The organism is Natrinema altunense (assembly GCF_000731985.1).
GTDB lineage: Archaea > Halobacteriota > Halobacteria > Halobacteriales > Natrialbaceae > Natrinema > Natrinema altunense.
The window spans coordinates 74,553-91,034 of record NZ_JNCS01000005.1 but is presented as its reverse complement, the minus strand read 5'-3'; the positions used below and the strand labels follow the sequence as shown (position 1 = coordinate 91,034).

General features: G+C 65.4%; 14 protein-coding genes. 5 read left to right on the top strand and 9 right to left on the bottom strand.

The genetic code is table 11. The features are described 5' to 3' along the window. Positions 1 to 15 precede the first annotated feature (15 nt). Positions 16 to 1,377 (bottom strand): hemolysin family protein, encoded by a 1,362-nt coding sequence (locus ALTAJ2_RS11430; RefSeq protein ID WP_049900530.1) that lies wholly within the window; start codon positions 1,375 to 1,377, stop codon positions 16 to 18. A gap of 357 nt (positions 1,378 to 1,734) precedes the next feature. On the opposite strand from ALTAJ2_RS11430, the gene ALTAJ2_RS11425 reads away from it, so the two are divergent. Further along, the gene (locus tag ALTAJ2_RS11425) at positions 1,735 to 2,496 is read left to right on the top strand and encodes a competence/damage-inducible protein A (protein ID WP_007109562.1); all 762 of its coding nucleotides are present in this window, start codon (positions 1,735 to 1,737) and stop codon (positions 2,494 to 2,496) included. 58 nt (positions 2,497 to 2,554) lie between these two features. Here the strand turns inward: ALTAJ2_RS11425 and ALTAJ2_RS11420 are convergent, their stop codons facing one another. Further along, positions 2,555 to 3,205, bottom strand: a complete 651-nt coding sequence (locus tag ALTAJ2_RS11420; RefSeq protein WP_007109561.1) for a metal-dependent hydrolase — start codon at positions 3,203 to 3,205, stop codon at positions 2,555 to 2,557. 125 nt (positions 3,206 to 3,330) lie between these two features. On the opposite strand from ALTAJ2_RS11420, the gene ALTAJ2_RS11415 reads away from it, so the two are divergent. After that, positions 3,331 to 4,041: a helix-turn-helix domain-containing protein gene (locus tag ALTAJ2_RS11415; protein ID WP_006186819.1), complete on the top strand. Its 711-nt coding sequence runs from the start codon at positions 3,331 to 3,333 to the stop codon at positions 4,039 to 4,041. Between the two features lie 134 nt (positions 4,042 to 4,175). On the opposite strand, the gene ALTAJ2_RS11410 is transcribed toward ALTAJ2_RS11415, so the two are convergent. The 3 genes from ALTAJ2_RS11410 to gcvT all read right to left on the bottom strand — a co-directional run bounded on the left by ALTAJ2_RS11410 (position 4,176) and on the right by gcvT (position 6,916). Continuing rightward, positions 4,176 to 5,234, bottom strand: coding sequence for a GIDE domain-containing protein (locus tag ALTAJ2_RS11410; protein ID WP_007109560.1), 1,059 nt, complete (start codon positions 5,232 to 5,234; stop codon positions 4,176 to 4,178). A 162-nt stretch (positions 5,235 to 5,396) separates the two neighbouring features. Beyond that, positions 5,397 to 5,780 (bottom strand): glycine cleavage system protein GcvH, encoded by a 384-nt coding sequence (gene gcvH / locus ALTAJ2_RS11405; protein WP_006186817.1) that lies wholly within the window; start codon positions 5,778 to 5,780, stop codon positions 5,397 to 5,399. After that, positions 5,780 to 6,916 carry a glycine cleavage system aminomethyltransferase GcvT gene (gene gcvT, locus ALTAJ2_RS11400; protein ID WP_007109559.1) on the bottom strand — a complete coding sequence of 379 codons (1,137 nt, stop codon included), beginning with the start codon at positions 6,914 to 6,916 and terminating at the stop codon, positions 5,780 to 5,782. The genes gcvH and gcvT overlap by 1 nt, the downstream gene beginning before the upstream one ends. Before the next feature lie 208 nt (positions 6,917 to 7,124). Here gcvT and ALTAJ2_RS11395 point away from each other — a divergent pair, with 208 nt between their 5' ends. Continuing rightward, on the top strand, positions 7,125 to 8,606 hold the full coding sequence (locus ALTAJ2_RS11395; RefSeq protein ID WP_007109558.1) for an aldehyde dehydrogenase family protein: 1,482 nt from the start codon (positions 7,125 to 7,127) through the stop codon (positions 8,604 to 8,606). A gap of 23 nt (positions 8,607 to 8,629) precedes the next feature. Here ALTAJ2_RS11395 and ALTAJ2_RS11390 read toward each other — a convergent pair whose 3' ends face one another. Further along, entirely contained in the window at positions 8,630 to 10,243 is a 1,614-nt protein-coding gene (locus tag ALTAJ2_RS11390) for a S8 family serine peptidase (RefSeq protein ID WP_007109557.1), read from the bottom strand. A 373-nt stretch (positions 10,244 to 10,616) separates the two neighbouring features. Beyond that, positions 10,617 to 12,278 carry a S8 family peptidase gene (locus tag ALTAJ2_RS11385; protein WP_049900432.1) on the bottom strand — a complete coding sequence of 554 codons (1,662 nt, stop codon included), beginning with the start codon at positions 12,276 to 12,278 and terminating at the stop codon, positions 10,617 to 10,619. 327 nt (positions 12,279 to 12,605) lie between these two features. On the opposite strand from ALTAJ2_RS11385, the gene ALTAJ2_RS11380 reads away from it, so the two are divergent. Continuing rightward, a complete protein-coding gene (locus ALTAJ2_RS11380; protein WP_049900429.1) occupies positions 12,606 to 13,064 on the top strand; it encodes an NYN domain-containing protein in 459 nt (152 codons plus the stop codon). Positions 13,065 to 13,388: 324 nt separating this feature from the next. Here the strand turns inward: ALTAJ2_RS11380 and ALTAJ2_RS11375 are convergent, their stop codons facing one another. Beyond that, a complete protein-coding gene (locus tag ALTAJ2_RS11375) occupies positions 13,389 to 13,661 on the bottom strand; it encodes a DUF7513 family protein (protein WP_007109555.1) in 273 nt (90 codons plus the stop codon). Next, entirely contained in the window at positions 13,658 to 15,229 is a 1,572-nt protein-coding gene (locus tag ALTAJ2_RS11370) for a Na+/H+ antiporter NhaC family protein (RefSeq protein WP_007109554.1), read from the bottom strand. The genes ALTAJ2_RS11375 and ALTAJ2_RS11370 overlap by 4 nt, the downstream gene beginning before the upstream one ends. Before the next feature lie 227 nt (positions 15,230 to 15,456). Between ALTAJ2_RS11370 and ALTAJ2_RS11365 the strand changes: the two genes are divergently transcribed. Beyond that, complete coding sequence (locus ALTAJ2_RS11365) at positions 15,457 to 16,305, top strand: TatD family hydrolase (RefSeq protein ID WP_007109553.1); 849 nt, start codon at positions 15,457 to 15,459, stop codon at positions 16,303 to 16,305. Positions 16,306 to 16,482 lie beyond the last annotated feature (177 nt).

Here is a 16,482-nt window from a genome sequence, read left to right as displayed (position 1 = left end):
GCTCCGGCGGTGGAGTCAGTCGGCCGACTCGTCGGCCTCCGGCGCGGCCTCGCCGACGGTCACCCGCGAGATGCGCGTCCCTTCCACGTCGTCGACGGTGAGTTCGTAGCCGTCGGCCGTGATCGCGTCCCCGGCTTCGGGAGCGCGGCCGATGCGACTCAACACCAGGCCGCCGATGGTCTCGAACGCGTCGCCTTCGAACGTCGTTCCGAGCGTTTCGTTGACGTCGGCCAGCGGGACGCGACCATCCATGGCGTATCGGCCGCCGTTGAGGTCGTCGATCGAGGGCACCATGTCGGCGGCGTCGAACTCGTCTTGGATCTCGCCGACCACCTCCTCGATAACGTCCTCGATGGTCAGAATCCCCTCGAACGCACCCCACTCGTCGATGACGACGGCCAGTTGGACGTTCTGCTGGCGGAACTCGGTGAGGATTTCGTCGATCCGGCGCGTCTCGGGGACGATGAGGACCTCTCGAGCGAGATCGCGTGCGGTCGGTTCGTCGCCCGCTCGGCCGTCGTTGCCGTCCGTGGCTTCGATGGCTTTGAGGACGTCCTTCGCGTGAACGAATCCGACGACCGGTTCGTCGGCGGCTTCGTCGACGATGGGTAATCGCGTGTAGCTCCCGCTGGCGGCGACGCCGCGGAGTTCGGAGAGGGGCATGCCGGCACGGACGGTGACGACATCGGGACGCGGAATCATGACTTCGCGGGCGACCGTCTCACCGAGGTCGAAGACGGATTCGATCATCTCGACCTCGTCCGCGTCGACGACACCCTGTTCGCCCGACTGGGCGACGATCCGTCGGATCTCCTCTTCGCTGTGGCCCTCGTCGCGCTCGGAGGCCGGCGCGACGCCGATGAGCCGCGTGAAGAAGTTCGCCGTGCCGTTGAAGACGATGATCCCCGGGATGAAGATGTAGTAGAAGAACTTCATCGGCGCGGCGACGAGCAGCGCGATCCGTTCGGCGTCCGCGATAGCGAGGGTCTTGGGCGCGAGCTCCCCGAAGACGACGTGCAGGAACGTGATGATACTGAACCCGATCGCGATGGAAACCAGATGAAGCGTTCCCGCGGGAAGCACCGGTCCCAGCACGGGCTCGAGCAGCGAGGCGATGGCCGGTTCGCCGACCCAGCCGAGCCCCAGCGAGGCGATCGTAATGCCGAGTTGGGTCGTCGCGAGGTAGTCGTCTAGATTCTCCTCGGCCTCCTGGACGAGTTTCGCCGACGACCGCCCCTCCGCGACGAGTTCCTCGATCTGTGTCGGCCGAATGCGGACGTACGCGAACTCAGCGGCGACGAAAAAGCCGTTCAAGAAGACCAGGAAGAGGGCAAAGAGGAGCCGCCCGAACGAGAACGCGAGGTCGGCGGCTACCATCGGTCCCACCCCGGTCGCCGCGGCGGCTCCCACGTCGTCGGGCTCGCGTCGAATCCGCACCGGGTTCGATCGCCGGTTCGCACCTCTACCGCGTCAGCACCGGGCAGTCGGCGGCTATCGTTCGGCGACGGGGACACGGCGAAACGCTCGTCGCCGGTGACAACTTCCATACGGTCACTTAGCACAGGGCTTACAAAATCGTGGCGCTGGCGATCGACGAACGGGGACCGGTGCCGACGGCCGCAGATGCGGTTCGATCACGCGGCTACGGGTCCGGCGACCGCTCCTCGGTCCCGTCCCCCACCGACTGCCGTCCGGAACCCGAGCGGATAACTGGCCGGCTGCCGAATCCCGGCTATGAACGTCGCGATCGTCACCGTCGGCGACGAGATTCTCGCGGGATCGACGACCAACACGAACGCATCGTGGCTGGCCGAGCGGCTCACCGAGCGCGGCAGCACGGTCCAGCGAATCCTGACGATCCCCGACGACCGCGCCCTCATCGCGGACTACGTCGACCGCTGGAGCGACGCGTTCGACGCGGTGATCGTCACCGGCGGCATCGGCGGCACGCCCGACGACGTGACCGTCGAAGCCGTCGCCGACGGCTTGGAACGCGAGTTCGTCGTCCACGGCGAGATCCGGGACCGACTCGTCGAGAAGGCGGCCGCGTTCCGCGACGAGAACCCCGAGATAGTAGAGGAGTACGACCTCCAGTTGGATATCGACGCCGCGGCCTCGATTCCCGAGGGTGCGACGCCGATCGTCGTCAACGAAGGCTGGGCTCCAGGCTGTCTCGTCGAGAACGTCTACGTCTTCGCCGGCATCCCCGACGAGATGCGGGCGATGTTCGAATCGGTCGCCGACGAGTTCCAGGGCGATTCGACCGCGGAGACGCTGTACACGCCGGCACCCGAGGGGGCGCTGCACGAGGCGCTCGAGGGGGTGACCGAACGCTTCGACGTTTCGGTCGGCAGCTATCCGCGCAGCGAGAACCGGCCCGGCCGGATTCGCGTCTCGAGTACCGACCCGGAAACGGTCGAGGCGGCGATGGCGTGGCTCCGCGACCGCGTCGAGACGACCGCGCCGCCGTCCGCGAGCGAGGGGACAGCCGAGTAACCGTTCCGCTGTCGCCCGCGACAGCGGCGTAGTCGAATCGCCGACCGCGGTCGAGCCGTCACTCTCGGCCAGTCCGCCGCCCTTCGACGATTCGAACGAGCACCGTTCCGAATCCAGCGACGGTGAGCACGAACCGTTCACCGGTCGCCGCGATGGGGAAGATCCGCTCGACGGCGGTCGCCGGCTCGTCTCGAGTGGGATCGAACCCGGTTCTGTAGTGGGTGTTCTCCGTGGTCCCGCGAGCCGTCGACTCGGCCAGGTGTCCGGCGTCGAGTTCGACGAACGTCTGGACGAGACCGCGTTGATCGGTCACGAGCAGCGACCCCGACAGGTCGTAAAATCGGTCGTGGAGCGGCCAGAAGAGGTTGACACCGTTGAAGAACGCGTCGAACAGGACGTGGGCGAGGAACATTCCGGCCAAACTGACCCACGCGACGCGGTGGCCGTAACTCCCCCACCGGTCCCGGAGCGTCGATTCCCCGCGGATCGTCCCGTCCCACAGCAACGCGGCGGCGGGGACGAGGACGATCCAGACGTTGTGCAGTGCCGCGCGATGCGTCCCGGGGACGACGATGCCGATCAGCGTATCGAGATCGAGGACGGCGGCACAGCCCATCACGAGCACGATTGCGCGGGTATCGAACTCGTCGCCGAGCAATGCGACCCCGAGCAAGCCTGCGAACGCGACGTGGACGACGGTCGATGGCACGTTCCGCGGACTCGAACCGCGGGGGCTTGACTGTTGGGGCGCTCGAGTCGGGAGCGGTCGGCTCTCGAGCCGGACGGGCAGTCGGTCTCCGGTAGCTACTTGCATCGACCGGGAGACGGTCGGGTATGAGCGGACGCGGACCGAAACGGGAACTCGCGGAGAAAATCGCCGGGGAGATCACGCTGAGTGAGGACCCCGGTGCGACGCTTCGGAAGTGGCGGACCGACTTCGACGTCTCACAGACCGATCTCGCAGCCGAACTCGACGTCTCCTCGTCGGTCATCTCCGACTACGAGAGCGGCCGCCGGGAGAGCCCCGGTATCGGCGTCGTCGGGCGACTCGTCGAGGGCATGCTCGCAATCGACGAACGCCGCGGCGGGGAGCGCATCCGACAGTACGGCCGCGTCCTCTCGGCGGGCTTCGAGAGCGATGTCGTCTACGACCTTCGGGAGTACGCCACCTCGCTTCCCCTCACGCGACTGTACGACGATCTCGAGGCGACCGAAGTGGCCTCGAGCGGGACCGAGCAGGTCAGCGGCCACACCGTCATCGACAGCATCGAGGCGATCACCCGGCTCTCGAGCGAGGAGTTCTTTCGCCTCTACGGGCAGAGTACGAACCGCGTCCTCGTGTTCACCAACGTCACCCAGGGTGAGGGCGTCGGCATCGCGCTGCGGGTCGTCAACCCGACGCCGAACGCCGTGATCCTTCACGGGCTCGAAGAGGAGGACCTCTGGGACCACGCGAGGGAACTCGCGCGCATCGACGGCTACTCGCTGGCGGTCACCTCGGCCCCGCTCGACGACGTGCTCGAGCACCTCATGACGCTCGACTAACTCCCGAGCGGGTCGTTTTTCGAGACGCTATCGGTGACCGGTTCCGGTCGGACGACTCGGCCGCCGCTTCGGCTGACGCTCACGGCGGACACTCCGACCGCCTGCCGCTCCGGGTTCAGTTGCTTTCGACGAGTTCACGGGAGGCTGTGTCCGGCGATCCACCACAGGAGAGCGGTCCCGCTGCCGATCAAGACGACCGCGGCGAGGGCACAGCCACCGATCGTCTCCCGCAGGGCTCGCGCAACCTCGCGGTTGCTACCGGGAGCGACGATGAAGTCGGTGTGCCAGTCGTCGGTCACGGCGATCGACCCCCTGCCGTCCGCGGAGTCGGCGACGCCCAGGACGGTTACCGTGTCGCCGACCGCGAGGACCGCCTCGCGGTAGCACTGATCCCGGTCACTGGTCTCGAAGTCGGCCGCCTCCCGGAGCCGACTCGCGAGCGGTTCCGGCGGGCGCTCGTCGGCGGCGATCCGGTTCGACGCCGTCCGCTCGAGTCGGCACGCCGCTGCCGCGGGATCGACGACGACCCGGCCGGTATCGGTTTCGATGGCGAACGGGGTCCGCCGATCCGCGAGTAGACGTGGCGGATCGGTCGAGTACGTCAGGACGCTCCGAAGCAGTGAGTCGGCAGCACCGCCGGCCCGGTCCTCGGCATCGTCCGCGCGGAGCGTCGTCGCCGTGAGCTGATACCAGACCGCGTCACAGCCCGTGAGGGGTGCCTCGAGCGGCTCTCGGAGGGGAGCGACGCGCCCGGAGACGGCGACGAGTCCGCCCTCGACGGCACCGGCGTCGGTGACGGTCGCCCGCCGAAGGGTGACAGAGGAGCGAAGCGTCGTGAGCAGCCCGCCGACGAAGTACCACCCGCTGCCCACCAACAGGCCGCCGACGGCGATGGGGACGATGACGCGCCGCGATCCGCCGACGGGACCGGTTCCGAAGAACGGGTACGAGCCGACGGCAAACGGCAGCCAGACGACGACCGTCGCACCGAGCATGAGGAGTGCGTACAATCGCGTGCCGACGTGGAGTCGGCGTCTGGCCCAGTCGAGTCCCGACAGTACGTCGTCGTTGGCGGCGTCTATCCCGACAACGAGTCCCCAGACGTGCAGGAGTCCCAGCAAGACGACCAGATCGAGACCGGAGATCGCGGCTGCGGGGACTGGGCCGATCGCCGACGCTGCGGGGGAAGCCATTACCGTCTGCTGACGTGTGTACGTTCCTAACCGTTTCGGGCGAGCCCGCGAGTGGTTCGACGGGGCGAGGGCTGTTATCTCGGACGGCCGGTACTCCGGCAACTCGACGGTGCAGTCGCTATCGAAACGATGGCCCACCGAAACCGAAGACGGGTCTGCGGCTCAGGCGATCTGGTCTTCGTACTCCTCGGCGGTCAGCAACGCCTCGAGTTCGTCGGGATCGTCGGCCTCGATCTCGAGCATCCAGCCCTCGCCGAAGGGGTCCTCGTTGACGAGTTCGGGGGCGTCGAACAGGTCGTCGTTGATCGCGACGACCTCGCCGCCGACGGGTGCGTAGAGATCGGAAACGGCTTTGATCGATTCCACGACGCCGAACTCCGTCTCTTGCTCGAGGTCGTCGCCCTCGTCGGGGAGTTCGACGAAGACCACGTCGCCGAGTTCGTCCTGTGCGAAGTCGGAGATGCCCACGCGGACGACGCCGTCGGTCTCGAGTGCCCACTCGTGCGATTCCAGGTACCGTCTCTCGTCGGGAACGTCGAAGCTCATTATACTGTATCGATGAAGGGTGTGGTTTCGACTCTTGCTTTCTTCGATTGGCCGCGGACGACGACCTGCAGCGTGGTCCCCGGCTCCGCGTACTCGACCGGCACGTAGCCGAGCCCGATCGGCTTCTCGAGGGTCGGACTCATCGTCCCGCTGGTGACGGTGCCGATCACCCGGCTCTCGGTCGTCGTGATGTCGTAGCCGTGTCTGGGGACGCCGCGGTCGATCAGCTGAAAGCCGACGAGCCGCTCGTCGACGCCCACCGCGTCGACCGCCGCCAAAGCGTCCCGGCCCACGAACTCGGTCTCGAGTGCGACGGTAAAGCCGATGCCGGCTTCGTAGGGCGTCCGCGGGTTGTCCTCGGGATCGAAGTCCTGTCCGGAGAGCAGCAAGCCGGCCTCAATGCGGAGCGTGTCCCGCGCGCCGAGACCGCAGGGTTGGCAGTCGAGCGCCGTCCAGATCTCCGCGGCGTCCGCCCAGGGGACGATCAGTTCGAAGCCGTCCTCGCCGGTGTAGCCCGTCCGGGCGGTCCAGCAGTCGACGCCGTCGATCGTCGCGTACCGGGCCTCGAACCGCTCGAGGTCGCCGACGGGGTCCTCGGTGACGCTCGCCACCAGATCGACCGCGTTCGGTCCCTGTACGGCGAACATCGCGTATTCATCGGTCCGGTTGTCGACGGTCGCCTCCAGGTCCCACTCGTTGCGGTAGCTGAGCCACCGTTCGTGGGTCGCCTCGTCGGTGCCCGCGTTGGGGACGAACAGATAGGTCGGCTCCCCGTCGGCGTCGCCGTCTCCGTGGGAGTCCTGTGGCGTCTCGCCCTCGTCGGGGAGCCGATAGACGACGGTATCGTCGATGACGGTCCCGTCCTCGTCGGTGATCGCGGCGTACTGGGAGTCGCCGACCCCGAGCCGGGAGACGTCGTTCGACGTCAGCCGTTGCATCAACTCGGTCGCGTCCGGGCCGGTCACGTGAATCTGGCCCATATGCGAGACGTCGAAGATCCCGACGTCCTCTCGGACGGCCGCGTGTTCCGTCTGAATGGAATCGAACTCGACCGGCATGTCCCAGCCGCCAAACTCCGTAAACTTCGCTCCACGTTCGTCGTGAATCCCACGTAACGGCGGCGTCTGAAGCGGCATGGTCGAGACATCTCCCGCGGTGTAGTAATGTCTTTTCGTCGGCTGACCGCGACGACGGGTCACCGTCTACGCTCCCCTGCCGAGTCGGTAGTCCCGACGGCTGACCGCCCCTCGCGGCCGCTCGATAACCAATTCCGGTTACAACTGTTCTGCCTATCGTCTCCGGTTGCCGAAAACATATGGCCGGAAGCGACCTACGAATCGATGCATGAGCACGCCAGCACTCGACCCACAGGCCGACTGGGATCGGATATACGTCGACGGCGAATGGCGGGACGCAGCGAGCGGCGAAACGATCCCCGTAGAAAACCCGGCGAAACAGGAAGTATTTACCGAGGTCCCCGCGGGGACGGAAGCCGACGTCGACGCCGCCTACGAGGCGGCCGAGGCGGCCCAGTCCGACTGGGCGGCGACGCCGCGGGAAGAGCGCAACGAGATCGTTCAAAACCTGCTGGACGAACTGAACGCGCACGTCGAGGAGATCACCGGGCTGCTCGCGACGGAGGCCGGCACCCCGGGCTATCGGGCCATGGGCGAGTTCGCGACCACGACCGGCGACGTGGAGATGGCGCTCGAACTCGAGCCACCCGAAGAGGAGGTTCGGCCCTCCCCGTCGGTCGAAGGCAAGGACAACCACATCGTCCACGAACCGGTCGGGGTCGTGGGCGTCATCTCGCCGTGGAACTTCCCGCTCCATCTCACCATGCGTGCGGTCGCGCCCGCGATCGCGCTGGGCAACACGGTCGTTCTGAAGCCGGCGACCGACACGCCGATCACGGGCGGGCTGCTCATCGCGAAACTGTGCGAGGCGGCCGGCGTCCCGGACGGCGTTCTCAACGTCGTCACCGGCCGCGGCTCCGACATCGGCGATCGGATCGCCGGCCATCCGACGCCGCGGGTCGTCTCCTTTACCGGCTCGACAGCCGTCGGCAAGGGCGTCGCCGAGCAAGCCGGCGCGAGCCTCGCCTTGCCCGCCCTCGAACTCGGCGGCAACGCGCCGTTTATCGTCACCGACGAGGCCGATCTCGAGAAGGCCGCCCGCGCCGGTGCGTTCGGGTCCTTCTTCCACCAGGGGCAGGTCTGTATCTCGATCAACCGCCATCTGGTCCACGAGGACCTCTACGACGAGTACGTCGACCTGCTGGTCGAGCACGCCGAATCGCTCACCGTCGGCGATCCCTCGGAGAACGACGACGTCACGTTCGGCCCCGTCCAGAACGAAACCCAGCGCGACGACCTGGTCGACTTCATCGAGGGCTCGCTCGAGGCGGGTGCCACCCTCGAGACGGGCGGCGAGGCCGACGGCCTGTTCGTCGAGCCGACGGTCCTCTCGGACTGTACCAACGACATGCCGACGGCGTGTAACGAGCACTTCGGCCCCGTCGCACCCGTGATCCCGTTCTCGGACGACGAGGAAGCGATCGAGTTGGCGAACGACACCGAGTACGGTCTCTCGGCGTCGGTCTTCTGCGAAGACGCCGAGCGCGCCCGCAATCTCGCCGATCGGGTCGAGGCCGGGATGGTCCACATCAACGACCAGCCGATCAACGAGGACCACAACGCGCCCTTCGGCGGCGTCAAGCAGTCCGGCCTCGGTCGCTACCACGGCGAGTGGATCACCCGCGAACTCACCGAGCCCAAGTGGATCTCCGTCCAGGACGAGGAACGCGATTACTTCGTCTTCGAATAATAGCTGTTCCAACTGCGATTTCTTTATCGACCGCGTTCCTCGAGTCGGAGCGTGTACTCGCCGCTCCCGCTGGCCGCGTGTATCTGAAGCCTGATCTTCTCGTCGCCCTCGAGCGAGACCGTGATGGATTCGCTCGTGCCCGCGTCCGCGGACGACGCGTCGTGATCCCATCTGGTGGGTTTGCTGCCGTCCGTGGTCACGTAGAGATCGAAGTCAGCGTCAGTAGGCCCCTCGAGCGTGATCGTCGCCGAACAGGGGTCGGCGGCGTTCAACGAGTAGCTGTAGCGGTCGCTCTCGCCCCACCAGCCGCTGCCATCGAGGGAGCCGCTCGCGCTCGCGGTGATCGTCTCGTCACCACACTCCCCAGGATCGTCCTCGTCGGGGTCGCTCCCGTCCGGGAACGGATCGGTCTCGACCGCTGTAGCCGCATCGACGCGGCCGTACCCCTGTTGGGTATCGCGGAGGCCGAGATCGACTGCGGTCGCCCGAAGGTGCTCGCGGAGTTCCGTCCGCGAGAGGTCTGGATAGGCGGAGAGCACGAGGCCGGCCACGCCGGCGACCACCGGCGCTGCCATCGACGTGCCCGACATTCGCGCGTACTCGTCGCCGGTCACGCTCGAGACGAGTCGACTGCCCGGGGCGGCGAGTTCGATCGCCGAGCCGGTGTTCGAAAACGAGGCGAGTGAATCGTCGCTGTCGACGGCCGAGACGGCGACGACGCTGTCCTCCGCGGCCGGCGAATAGACGCGATCGCTCCCGTCGTTGCCGGCCGCTCCGACCAGCAAGACGCCGTGGTCGGCCGCGTACTCACAGGCGGCAGTCAGCGTGTCGTAGGAGCCGTCGACCCCAAGCGAGAGGTTGACGATATCGGCCCCGGCGTCGGCGGCCCACTGAATCGCGTCGGCGATATCGGAGAGCGATCCGACACCGTTTTCGTCGAGCGCACGGACCGAGAGCAGCGAGCAGTCGCTGATACCGGCGTGGCCGGTGCCGTCGTCCGACCCGCCGGCCGCGATCCCGCCGACGTGCGTGCCGTGGTTCGCTCCGCTGGCGGGATACGGATCGTCGTCAGCGTCGAGGAAATCCGTCCCGATCCGGTCGTCGACCGCCGCCTCGAGCGCGGGATGATCGTACTGAATCCCCTGATCGACGACGGCAATAACGATGTCCTCGCTGCCGCGGGTCGTCTCCCAGGCCGTCTCGCAACCGATCTGTTGGGGGGCGTGCTGAAAGTCGTAGTAGGGGTCGTTCGGCTCGAGCAGCGACGCGACCGTCACGTTCGGTTCCGCGTACTCGACTGCGGGGGAGCTAGTGACGGCGTCGATGACGTCCTCGCGAGCGCGAGCGGGCGCATCGGATGGAAACGAAACGACGGCGTAGTGGATCGACTCGTTCGCGTGGACGACATCGGCACTGCCGGGGACGGCGGCACGGGCCTCACCGGCCACGTCCGCGGCTGACGGCGAAATCCCCAGAATGAGTTCGTCGTTCTTCGGCCCCGGTTCGCGGCTCGGGGTCGCGGTCGCGACGCCGCTCGAGCCGATTACGCCGCCGATGACGATCGAACCGGCACCGGTCAGGATCGAGCGGCGATCGTACGCGTGAGCGGGGTCGTCCGGGGGATCGTTCTGTGTCATGGAACGACAGTCAACAAGTCCTGAAATTAGTAAAGCGTTATCGAATCATCCATGGATTTATTTTTGAAATAGGACGGCAAATAGTGGCAGAAATAGTAATTATTGAATATAAAGTGTGAACGTGTGAATTCGTACTTTTATTACCGAGCGTGCGGACACGAGAACCGGTTCGGAGTTTCCGGGACTAACGCGACCACAGGGGCCGGTTTGCCGTCGGTCGGCCGCGTGACCGGGCCTCCGCTGCTCATCTGGGCCCGTCGCTGTGCTACGGTTTCGTCACGTGAGCCCGGGTCGCGACAGTCCCTAGAGTCTCCGTCGCCGAACTCCGAGCGGTCGGAGATTCACTCGGAGAAGTCGGCTGTGGCCGCTCGATCTATCGACCGCGTTCGTCGATCGTCAGCGAGTAGGAGCCGCTCCCGCTGTACCGGCTGACGAGGACGCCGAACTCTTCGCTGCCCGTGAGGTCGAGTTCGATCGTTTCGTTTGCACCCTGGTCCGCCGAACGCTCGTCGTAGTCGTACATCGACGGCGTCCGTCCGTCGAGCGTCAGGTAGAGGTCGAAATCAGCGCCGGCCGGTCCCTCGAGCGAGACGGTGGCACTGCAGGGGTCGGCCGTCTGAAGCTGGTAGGTGTAGGCATCGCTCGGGTTGCCGCCCCAGCCACCACTGAGTTCGCCGTCCGCGCCTGCAGTGTTGACCTCATCGCCGCACTCACCGGGCTCCGGATCCGGATCCGGGTCCGGGTTCGGAGAGGTACCCGGCTCGGTGGTGACGGCATTGCCGGCGTCAACGCGGCCGCTGCCCTGTTCGTTCGCCGACAGGCCGACATCGACGGCAGTTTGTTTGAGATGCTCCCGCAGCTGATCGTTCGAGAGGCTCGGCCACGCCGAGAGCGTGAGGCCGGCGACGCCGGCGACGACCGGCGACGCCATCGAGGTCCCGGAGAAGGTGTCGTAGTCGTCCCAGGGAATGCTCGAGAGGACGTCGCCACCGGGTGCGGCCAGTTCGATCTCCGGACCGACGTTCGAGAAGTCGGACAGCGTTTCACCCTCGTCCAGCGAGGAGACGGCGACCACGTTGTCGTAGGCGGCCGGGTACGAGACGCTGCTGCCGTAGTCGTTACCGGCCGCTGCGATGACCAATGTCCCCTGTGAAGCGGCGTACTCACAGGCTTCCCGCATCAGTTGCGTGGCACCGCCGCCGCCGAGGGACATGTTGATGATGTCGGCACCCTGATCGGCCGACCACTGGACCGCGTCGGCAATGTCGGAGAGCGAACCGCCGCCCCCGCCACCGAGCGCGCGGGCCGAGAGCAGCGAACAGTTCGAGATGCCGGCGTGCCCCGTCCCGTTGTCGGTGCCACCGGCTGCGATCCCGGCCACGTGCGTCCCGTGGTTCTCGCTCGCGCTTGCGGGGTACGGATCGCCGTCATCGTCGACGAAGTCGGACCCTCCGTTCGAGACGCTGTTGTCCATGTTCTCCGCGAGATCGGGATGATCGTACTGGACTCCCTGGTCGACGATCGAGATCGTGACGTCCGGATCGCCGAGAGTCGTGTCCCAGGCTTCCGGCGCGTTCACCTGCTGTGGCGCGTACTGACTCCCGAAGTCCGGGTCGTTCGGGGTATAGAGTGGCGTCGCCGTCTCGCTATCGCTTTCCAATTCCTGTGGTTCCGCCTCGATGGCCTCGTAGGTCACGTTGTCTTCGGAGTAGGTCACCTCGTCGGCGTCGAGGACGGTCCGTTTGACGGATTCCTTGGCCTGAATGGAGGCCTGGTCGGCGATCTCCACCGCGGCATAGCCCAGCGTCTCGTTCGTGTGGACGATGTTCGCGTTGCTCGGAATCTTCGGCTCCACCGCCGCTTCGATGTTCGAGACGTCGGGATCGACCCCGACGATCAGCTCGTCTTTCTTCGGCCCTGGCTCCCGACCCGGCGTCGCGGACGTGATACCACCCAAACCGACCAGCGCACCGAATGCGCCGACTGTTTGCAAAAGCGACCTTCGATCCATGTGTTGGTTATTGTCACCGGACATAACGCAATCGAAAGAATTCCAGCGTGATATTAAATTCTTCCTAAACACCAAGAAATACAATAAAATTCGAACACTAATATTATAATCGGACACGTGAGAGTCGAGTGGCCATGATGAGGGTTACCAAGTGTAATAGTAATAATAGTAAGTAACTGAAATGAACTAAGTGGGGGTTTATTTTCTCCATCTAAGGAGTTAATTGTGTGGCTCTTCGGGCCGCCGACGCCGAAATTTATGTCTGCTTTCTAACTATCCGCCGATGCGATCGGCGGTGCTACCGTTTCGTCACACCTATTTCCGTGCGCGGGAAAATTCCGGCAACTGACCATGTTTGATCGCGTTCGCGCACGTCTCGCACCCGACACCGCCACCGAACCGGCAATAGGGTTGTTCGTTGACGGGCCGAACGTCTTCCGCGACGAGTTCGACGTCGATCTCGACGATCTCCGCGATACCGCTCGCAGGCTCGGTCGCGTCGGCGTTATTCGACTCTATCTCGACGAACACGCTACGCCCGGTCTCATCCAGGCCGCGGAAGCGCGCGGCTTCGAAGTCATCATTACCAGCGGCGATGTCGACGTGAAACTCGCCGTCGATGCGACCGCGATCGTCGGCGACGGGACCATCGACCGACTCGCGATCGTCTCCCGGGATACGGACTTCAAACCCGTCCTCGAGTACGCGGGGACCGCCGGCGTGGAAACGATCGCGATCGCACCGGGCTCGCACGGCCGTTCGGACGCGTTACAGAACGCGGCCGACGACGCGGTCACGCTCGACCGGTGAGGCCAACCGGCTTCCCGGCGCTTTAGTTGGTGCCAGAACGGCACGAATCCGGTTTTAAGCGGTCCGAACGACGGTTCACGGCGCGATCTCGTCGGGACGCCGAAACCGGACGGTCCGGTCGTTACGACGAGCGGCCGGGGCGAGCGGGCGAAGCGCCGATGACGAACGAGTCGGGCCCGGCGTTTCGTGAGTCCACCGAGTCGCTCGGCGAGCGCTCTCCGTTCACGGCGACGATGCGTCGAGGTGACGGGGTCGATGGTGCTGTTGCTGCGTTGGTCGAGTTGTGTCGTAAAAAAGACAGTTGGTTCCGCTCGGTCCGGATCGTTATTCAGCGTAGGAACTCTCGCCGACGACTTCGACGAACTCGCCGCGACCGCTCGCGGTTGTTTCGTCGAATTCGGTCACCCGAACACGGACTTGTTTTTCGATCGTTTCCGGACCGGCACCCTCGACGACGAGTTCGGTGTCGCCGATGTACGCGCGACCCGACGTGCCGTTCGACTCCGCGATGAAGATATCGACTTCGCGTCCCACTTCGAACGACGGTCGGGACGTCCGGAGACGCCAGCCCGTGAGGTATTTGTCGAAGACGCTCATACGCGCGCCACCTCCTCGGTCTCGCGATCGGTAATGTACTCACGGCCGAAGCCGGTCAGTGCGGCGATGACGAAGACCGCGACCAGCAGCCAGCCCTGAAAGACGAACGGAACGACATCGATCGGCGTGACGAGCATCGACTGGTCGAGCCATTCGTACTCTCCGGGAAGGTTCTGCATCGCGCCGTACCCGGCGAGGACGCCGCCGGACCACGGGAAGATGTAGCCCATGGCGGCGGTCTGACCGTCGAGGATGTTCGCTCGCCGGTAGCCGTTCAGATTGAAGCGTTCGCCGATCTTCGAGATGTAGGGGCCGATCGCGACTTCGGCGGCCGTATTGATCGTGATGATCGAGTTGATCAGCGCCGCGGTCGCGACCATCGTGAGTTCGGCGTTGCGGACGTTGGTCGCGAGGTTCTCGAGCGACCAATTCAACAGCACCTCGAAGGCACCGCCGCGGATCATGATCTGGGCCGCACCGATGATCAGGAGAACGAGAATGGAGAGTTCGAAGAACCCGGACACCCCGCTCATCAGACTCCCGGTGACCCCGACAGCGTCGGCCGAGTCGACGATCGTGAGGACCGGAAGGGACTCCATCGGACCGGCAAACGGTGCGTCGCTGGGTGCGTTGAACATGACGATGTCACCGAGGGACGCCAGCCCGAAGATGAGGTTGAACGCGATGGCGATGACGATCCCCCACGAAATCGCCTCGACGATGTGACGGCCCGCGACCGCCGCGCCGATCACCGCGAGCATCGGGATCACGTGGACGAGGCCGATGGCCTCGCTGCTCTCGAGGAAGACCGTTTGGGCTTCGCCGCTGATCTCGAGGCCGTCCATCGCGCTGCCGGCGACGATGTAGCCGGCGAAGGCGACGACGGCGGCGACGATGACGTACTTGAACCGCGAGGCGACGACGCCGCCGATATCGGCATCCTGCGTGACGGCGCTGACGATCGTCGTGTCACTGACCGGTGCGAGGTTGTCGCCGAAGATTGCCCCCGAAAGGATCGCCCCGAACAGGAGGACCGGGTTCGCACCGAGTAATACGCCGGCCGGGAAGAACAGGCCGACGAAGGCGACGCTCGAACCGTATCCCGTCCCGATCCCCGTCGTGAAGACAGCGGCGAGGACGAACGTAATGGCCGGGAACAGCGTCGCGCCGACGCCGGCGGCGTCGGCCAGCCAGACGAGGCCACCGACGAAGCCGCCGTCCTGCAGCAACTGGGCGAACATGCCGGCCCAGATCCACGCCACGATGGCAGTCACCGCGACGGGTTGGGTCATCCCCTCGAAGATGGTGTTGGCGTAGGTTTTCCAGTTCCCCCGTACGAAGAACATCCCGATGATCAGTCCCACGAGAATACCGACGATAAGGCCCCCCGTATCGCCGATCCGCCAGAGTGCGGTCTGGACGATCGCCCACACGATGAAAAACGCGATCGGGAACGCGCTCATCCCGCGGCCGCCGTAGAACTCGACCCGAGGACCCTCATCGTTGTCCCCGCCGATGAACTGGTCGGACGGGTCCTCGCCGGGAGATGTTGCTCCGTTTCCGCTCATAATTGATCACTCATACTGGAACACACTCGTGCTGATTCGGTTGAAACATAATAACTATTGTTGATAAACCCGGATCGGTATGGTAGTTGTTCGGTATCGATCCGCTCGGTAATACGCCACACGACCACCATTTATCTATCGAATCGCTCTCGCGAGCACGATCGTGTCGTGAGCCCCGTCCACGCCGGATCGGAGCACTTTCGGGTGTCACCGACCCACTGTCGAGTATGATCGACGATCGGCCGGTGATGGACGATCACCTCCACCTCGATCCGGACGCCCATCGTGGCATCGACGCCGTCAGGGATTTCGCTCGCGTCGGCGGCACACATCTGCTCGTGGTGAACAAACCCTCCTGGCACCTCGGCGTCGAGGCCGAGACCGGTGCGGACTTCCGGCCGGTCTTCGAGCGAACGATCGAGATCGTCGACGAGGCCGCGAGCGAACTCGAGGGGAACGCCTGGCCCGTCCTCGGCGTGCATCCGGGGTTGATAACGCGTCTGGTCGACGACCGTGGATTCGATCCCGAGGAGGCCCGCGACCTCATGCAGGCCGGGATCGACGTGGCGGCCGAGTACGTCGATTCGGGCGAGGCGTTGGCGCTGAAATCGGGACGGCCCCACTACGAGGTCGACGACGACGTCTGGGCGGCTTCGAACGCGGTCATGCGCCGGGCGTTCGAGCGCGGGGCCGAACTGGACTGTGCCGTCCAACTGCACGCCGAAGCCAGCGAGGACATGACCGAAGTCGCCGACTGGGCCACCGACGCCGGCCTGCCGTCCCATCGCGTCGTCAAACACTACGCGAGCGGCCGGCTCGAGGGGCCGATTCCGAGCGTCATGGCAGATAAGGATCGCCTGCAAACCGCCGCCGAGCGCGGCGAGCCGTTCCTGATGGAGACCGATTACATCGACGATCCCGATCGGCCGGGAGCGGTACTCGGCCCCAAGACGGTCCCTCGACGGGTCCGGTGGCTCCTCGAGAACGGCTTCGAGGAGGCCGTTCGGATGGCCCACGTCGAGACGCCAAAGCAGGTCTACAGCATCGACACGGAAGCGACACTCGAACGTGACTGAAAAGGACCGATAAGAACCGATTACGATCGCTCGATCGCGGGTATCGCCGGGACCCCGATCACTCTAACAGGCATATGAGCGGCTGTAAGCTGCTATTGGCCTGTCGTCCGGTTTTCCCAAACTTTCGCTTTCGGCGGCTAGTGTAGAGAAAGGCATTTCAAGCGGCCGGTGTAGGTG

What these genes read in the sequence shown, in the direction of transcription:
- ALTAJ2_RS11430 (WP_049900530.1), bottom strand. Translation starts at nt 1,377, where the DNA reads ATGGTAGCCGCCGACCTCGCGTTCTCGTTCGGGCGGCTCCTCTTTGCC.
- ALTAJ2_RS11425 (WP_007109562.1), top strand. Translation starts at nt 1,735, where the DNA reads ATGAACGTCGCGATCGTCACCGTCGGCGACGAGATTCTCGCGGGATCG.
- ALTAJ2_RS11415 (WP_006186819.1), top strand. Translation starts at nt 3,331, where the DNA reads ATGAGCGGACGCGGACCGAAACGGGAACTCGCGGAGAAAATCGCCGGG.
- ALTAJ2_RS11410 (WP_007109560.1), bottom strand. Translation starts at nt 5,234, where the DNA reads ATGGCTTCCCCCGCAGCGTCGGCGATCGGCCCAGTCCCCGCAGCCGCG.
- gcvH (WP_006186817.1), bottom strand. Translation starts at nt 5,780, where the DNA reads ATGAGCTTCGACGTTCCCGACGAGAGACGGTACCTGGAATCGCACGAG.
- gcvT (WP_007109559.1), bottom strand. Translation starts at nt 6,916, where the DNA reads ATGCCGCTTCAGACGCCGCCGTTACGTGGGATTCACGACGAACGTGGA.
- ALTAJ2_RS11395 (WP_007109558.1), top strand. Translation starts at nt 7,125, where the DNA reads ATGAGCACGCCAGCACTCGACCCACAGGCCGACTGGGATCGGATATAC.
- ALTAJ2_RS11390 (WP_007109557.1), bottom strand. Translation starts at nt 10,243, where the DNA reads ATGACACAGAACGATCCCCCGGACGACCCCGCTCACGCGTACGATCGC.
- ALTAJ2_RS11385 (WP_049900432.1), bottom strand. Translation starts at nt 12,278, where the DNA reads ATGTCCGGTGACAATAACCAACACATGGATCGAAGGTCGCTTTTGCAA.
- ALTAJ2_RS11380 (WP_049900429.1), top strand. Translation starts at nt 12,606, where the DNA reads ATGTTTGATCGCGTTCGCGCACGTCTCGCACCCGACACCGCCACCGAA.
- ALTAJ2_RS11375 (WP_007109555.1), bottom strand. Translation starts at nt 13,661, where the DNA reads ATGAGCGTCTTCGACAAATACCTCACGGGCTGGCGTCTCCGGACGTCC.
- ALTAJ2_RS11370 (WP_007109554.1), bottom strand. Translation starts at nt 15,229, where the DNA reads ATGAGCGGAAACGGAGCAACATCTCCCGGCGAGGACCCGTCCGACCAG.
- ALTAJ2_RS11365 (WP_007109553.1), top strand. Translation starts at nt 15,457, where the DNA reads ATGATCGACGATCGGCCGGTGATGGACGATCACCTCCACCTCGATCCG.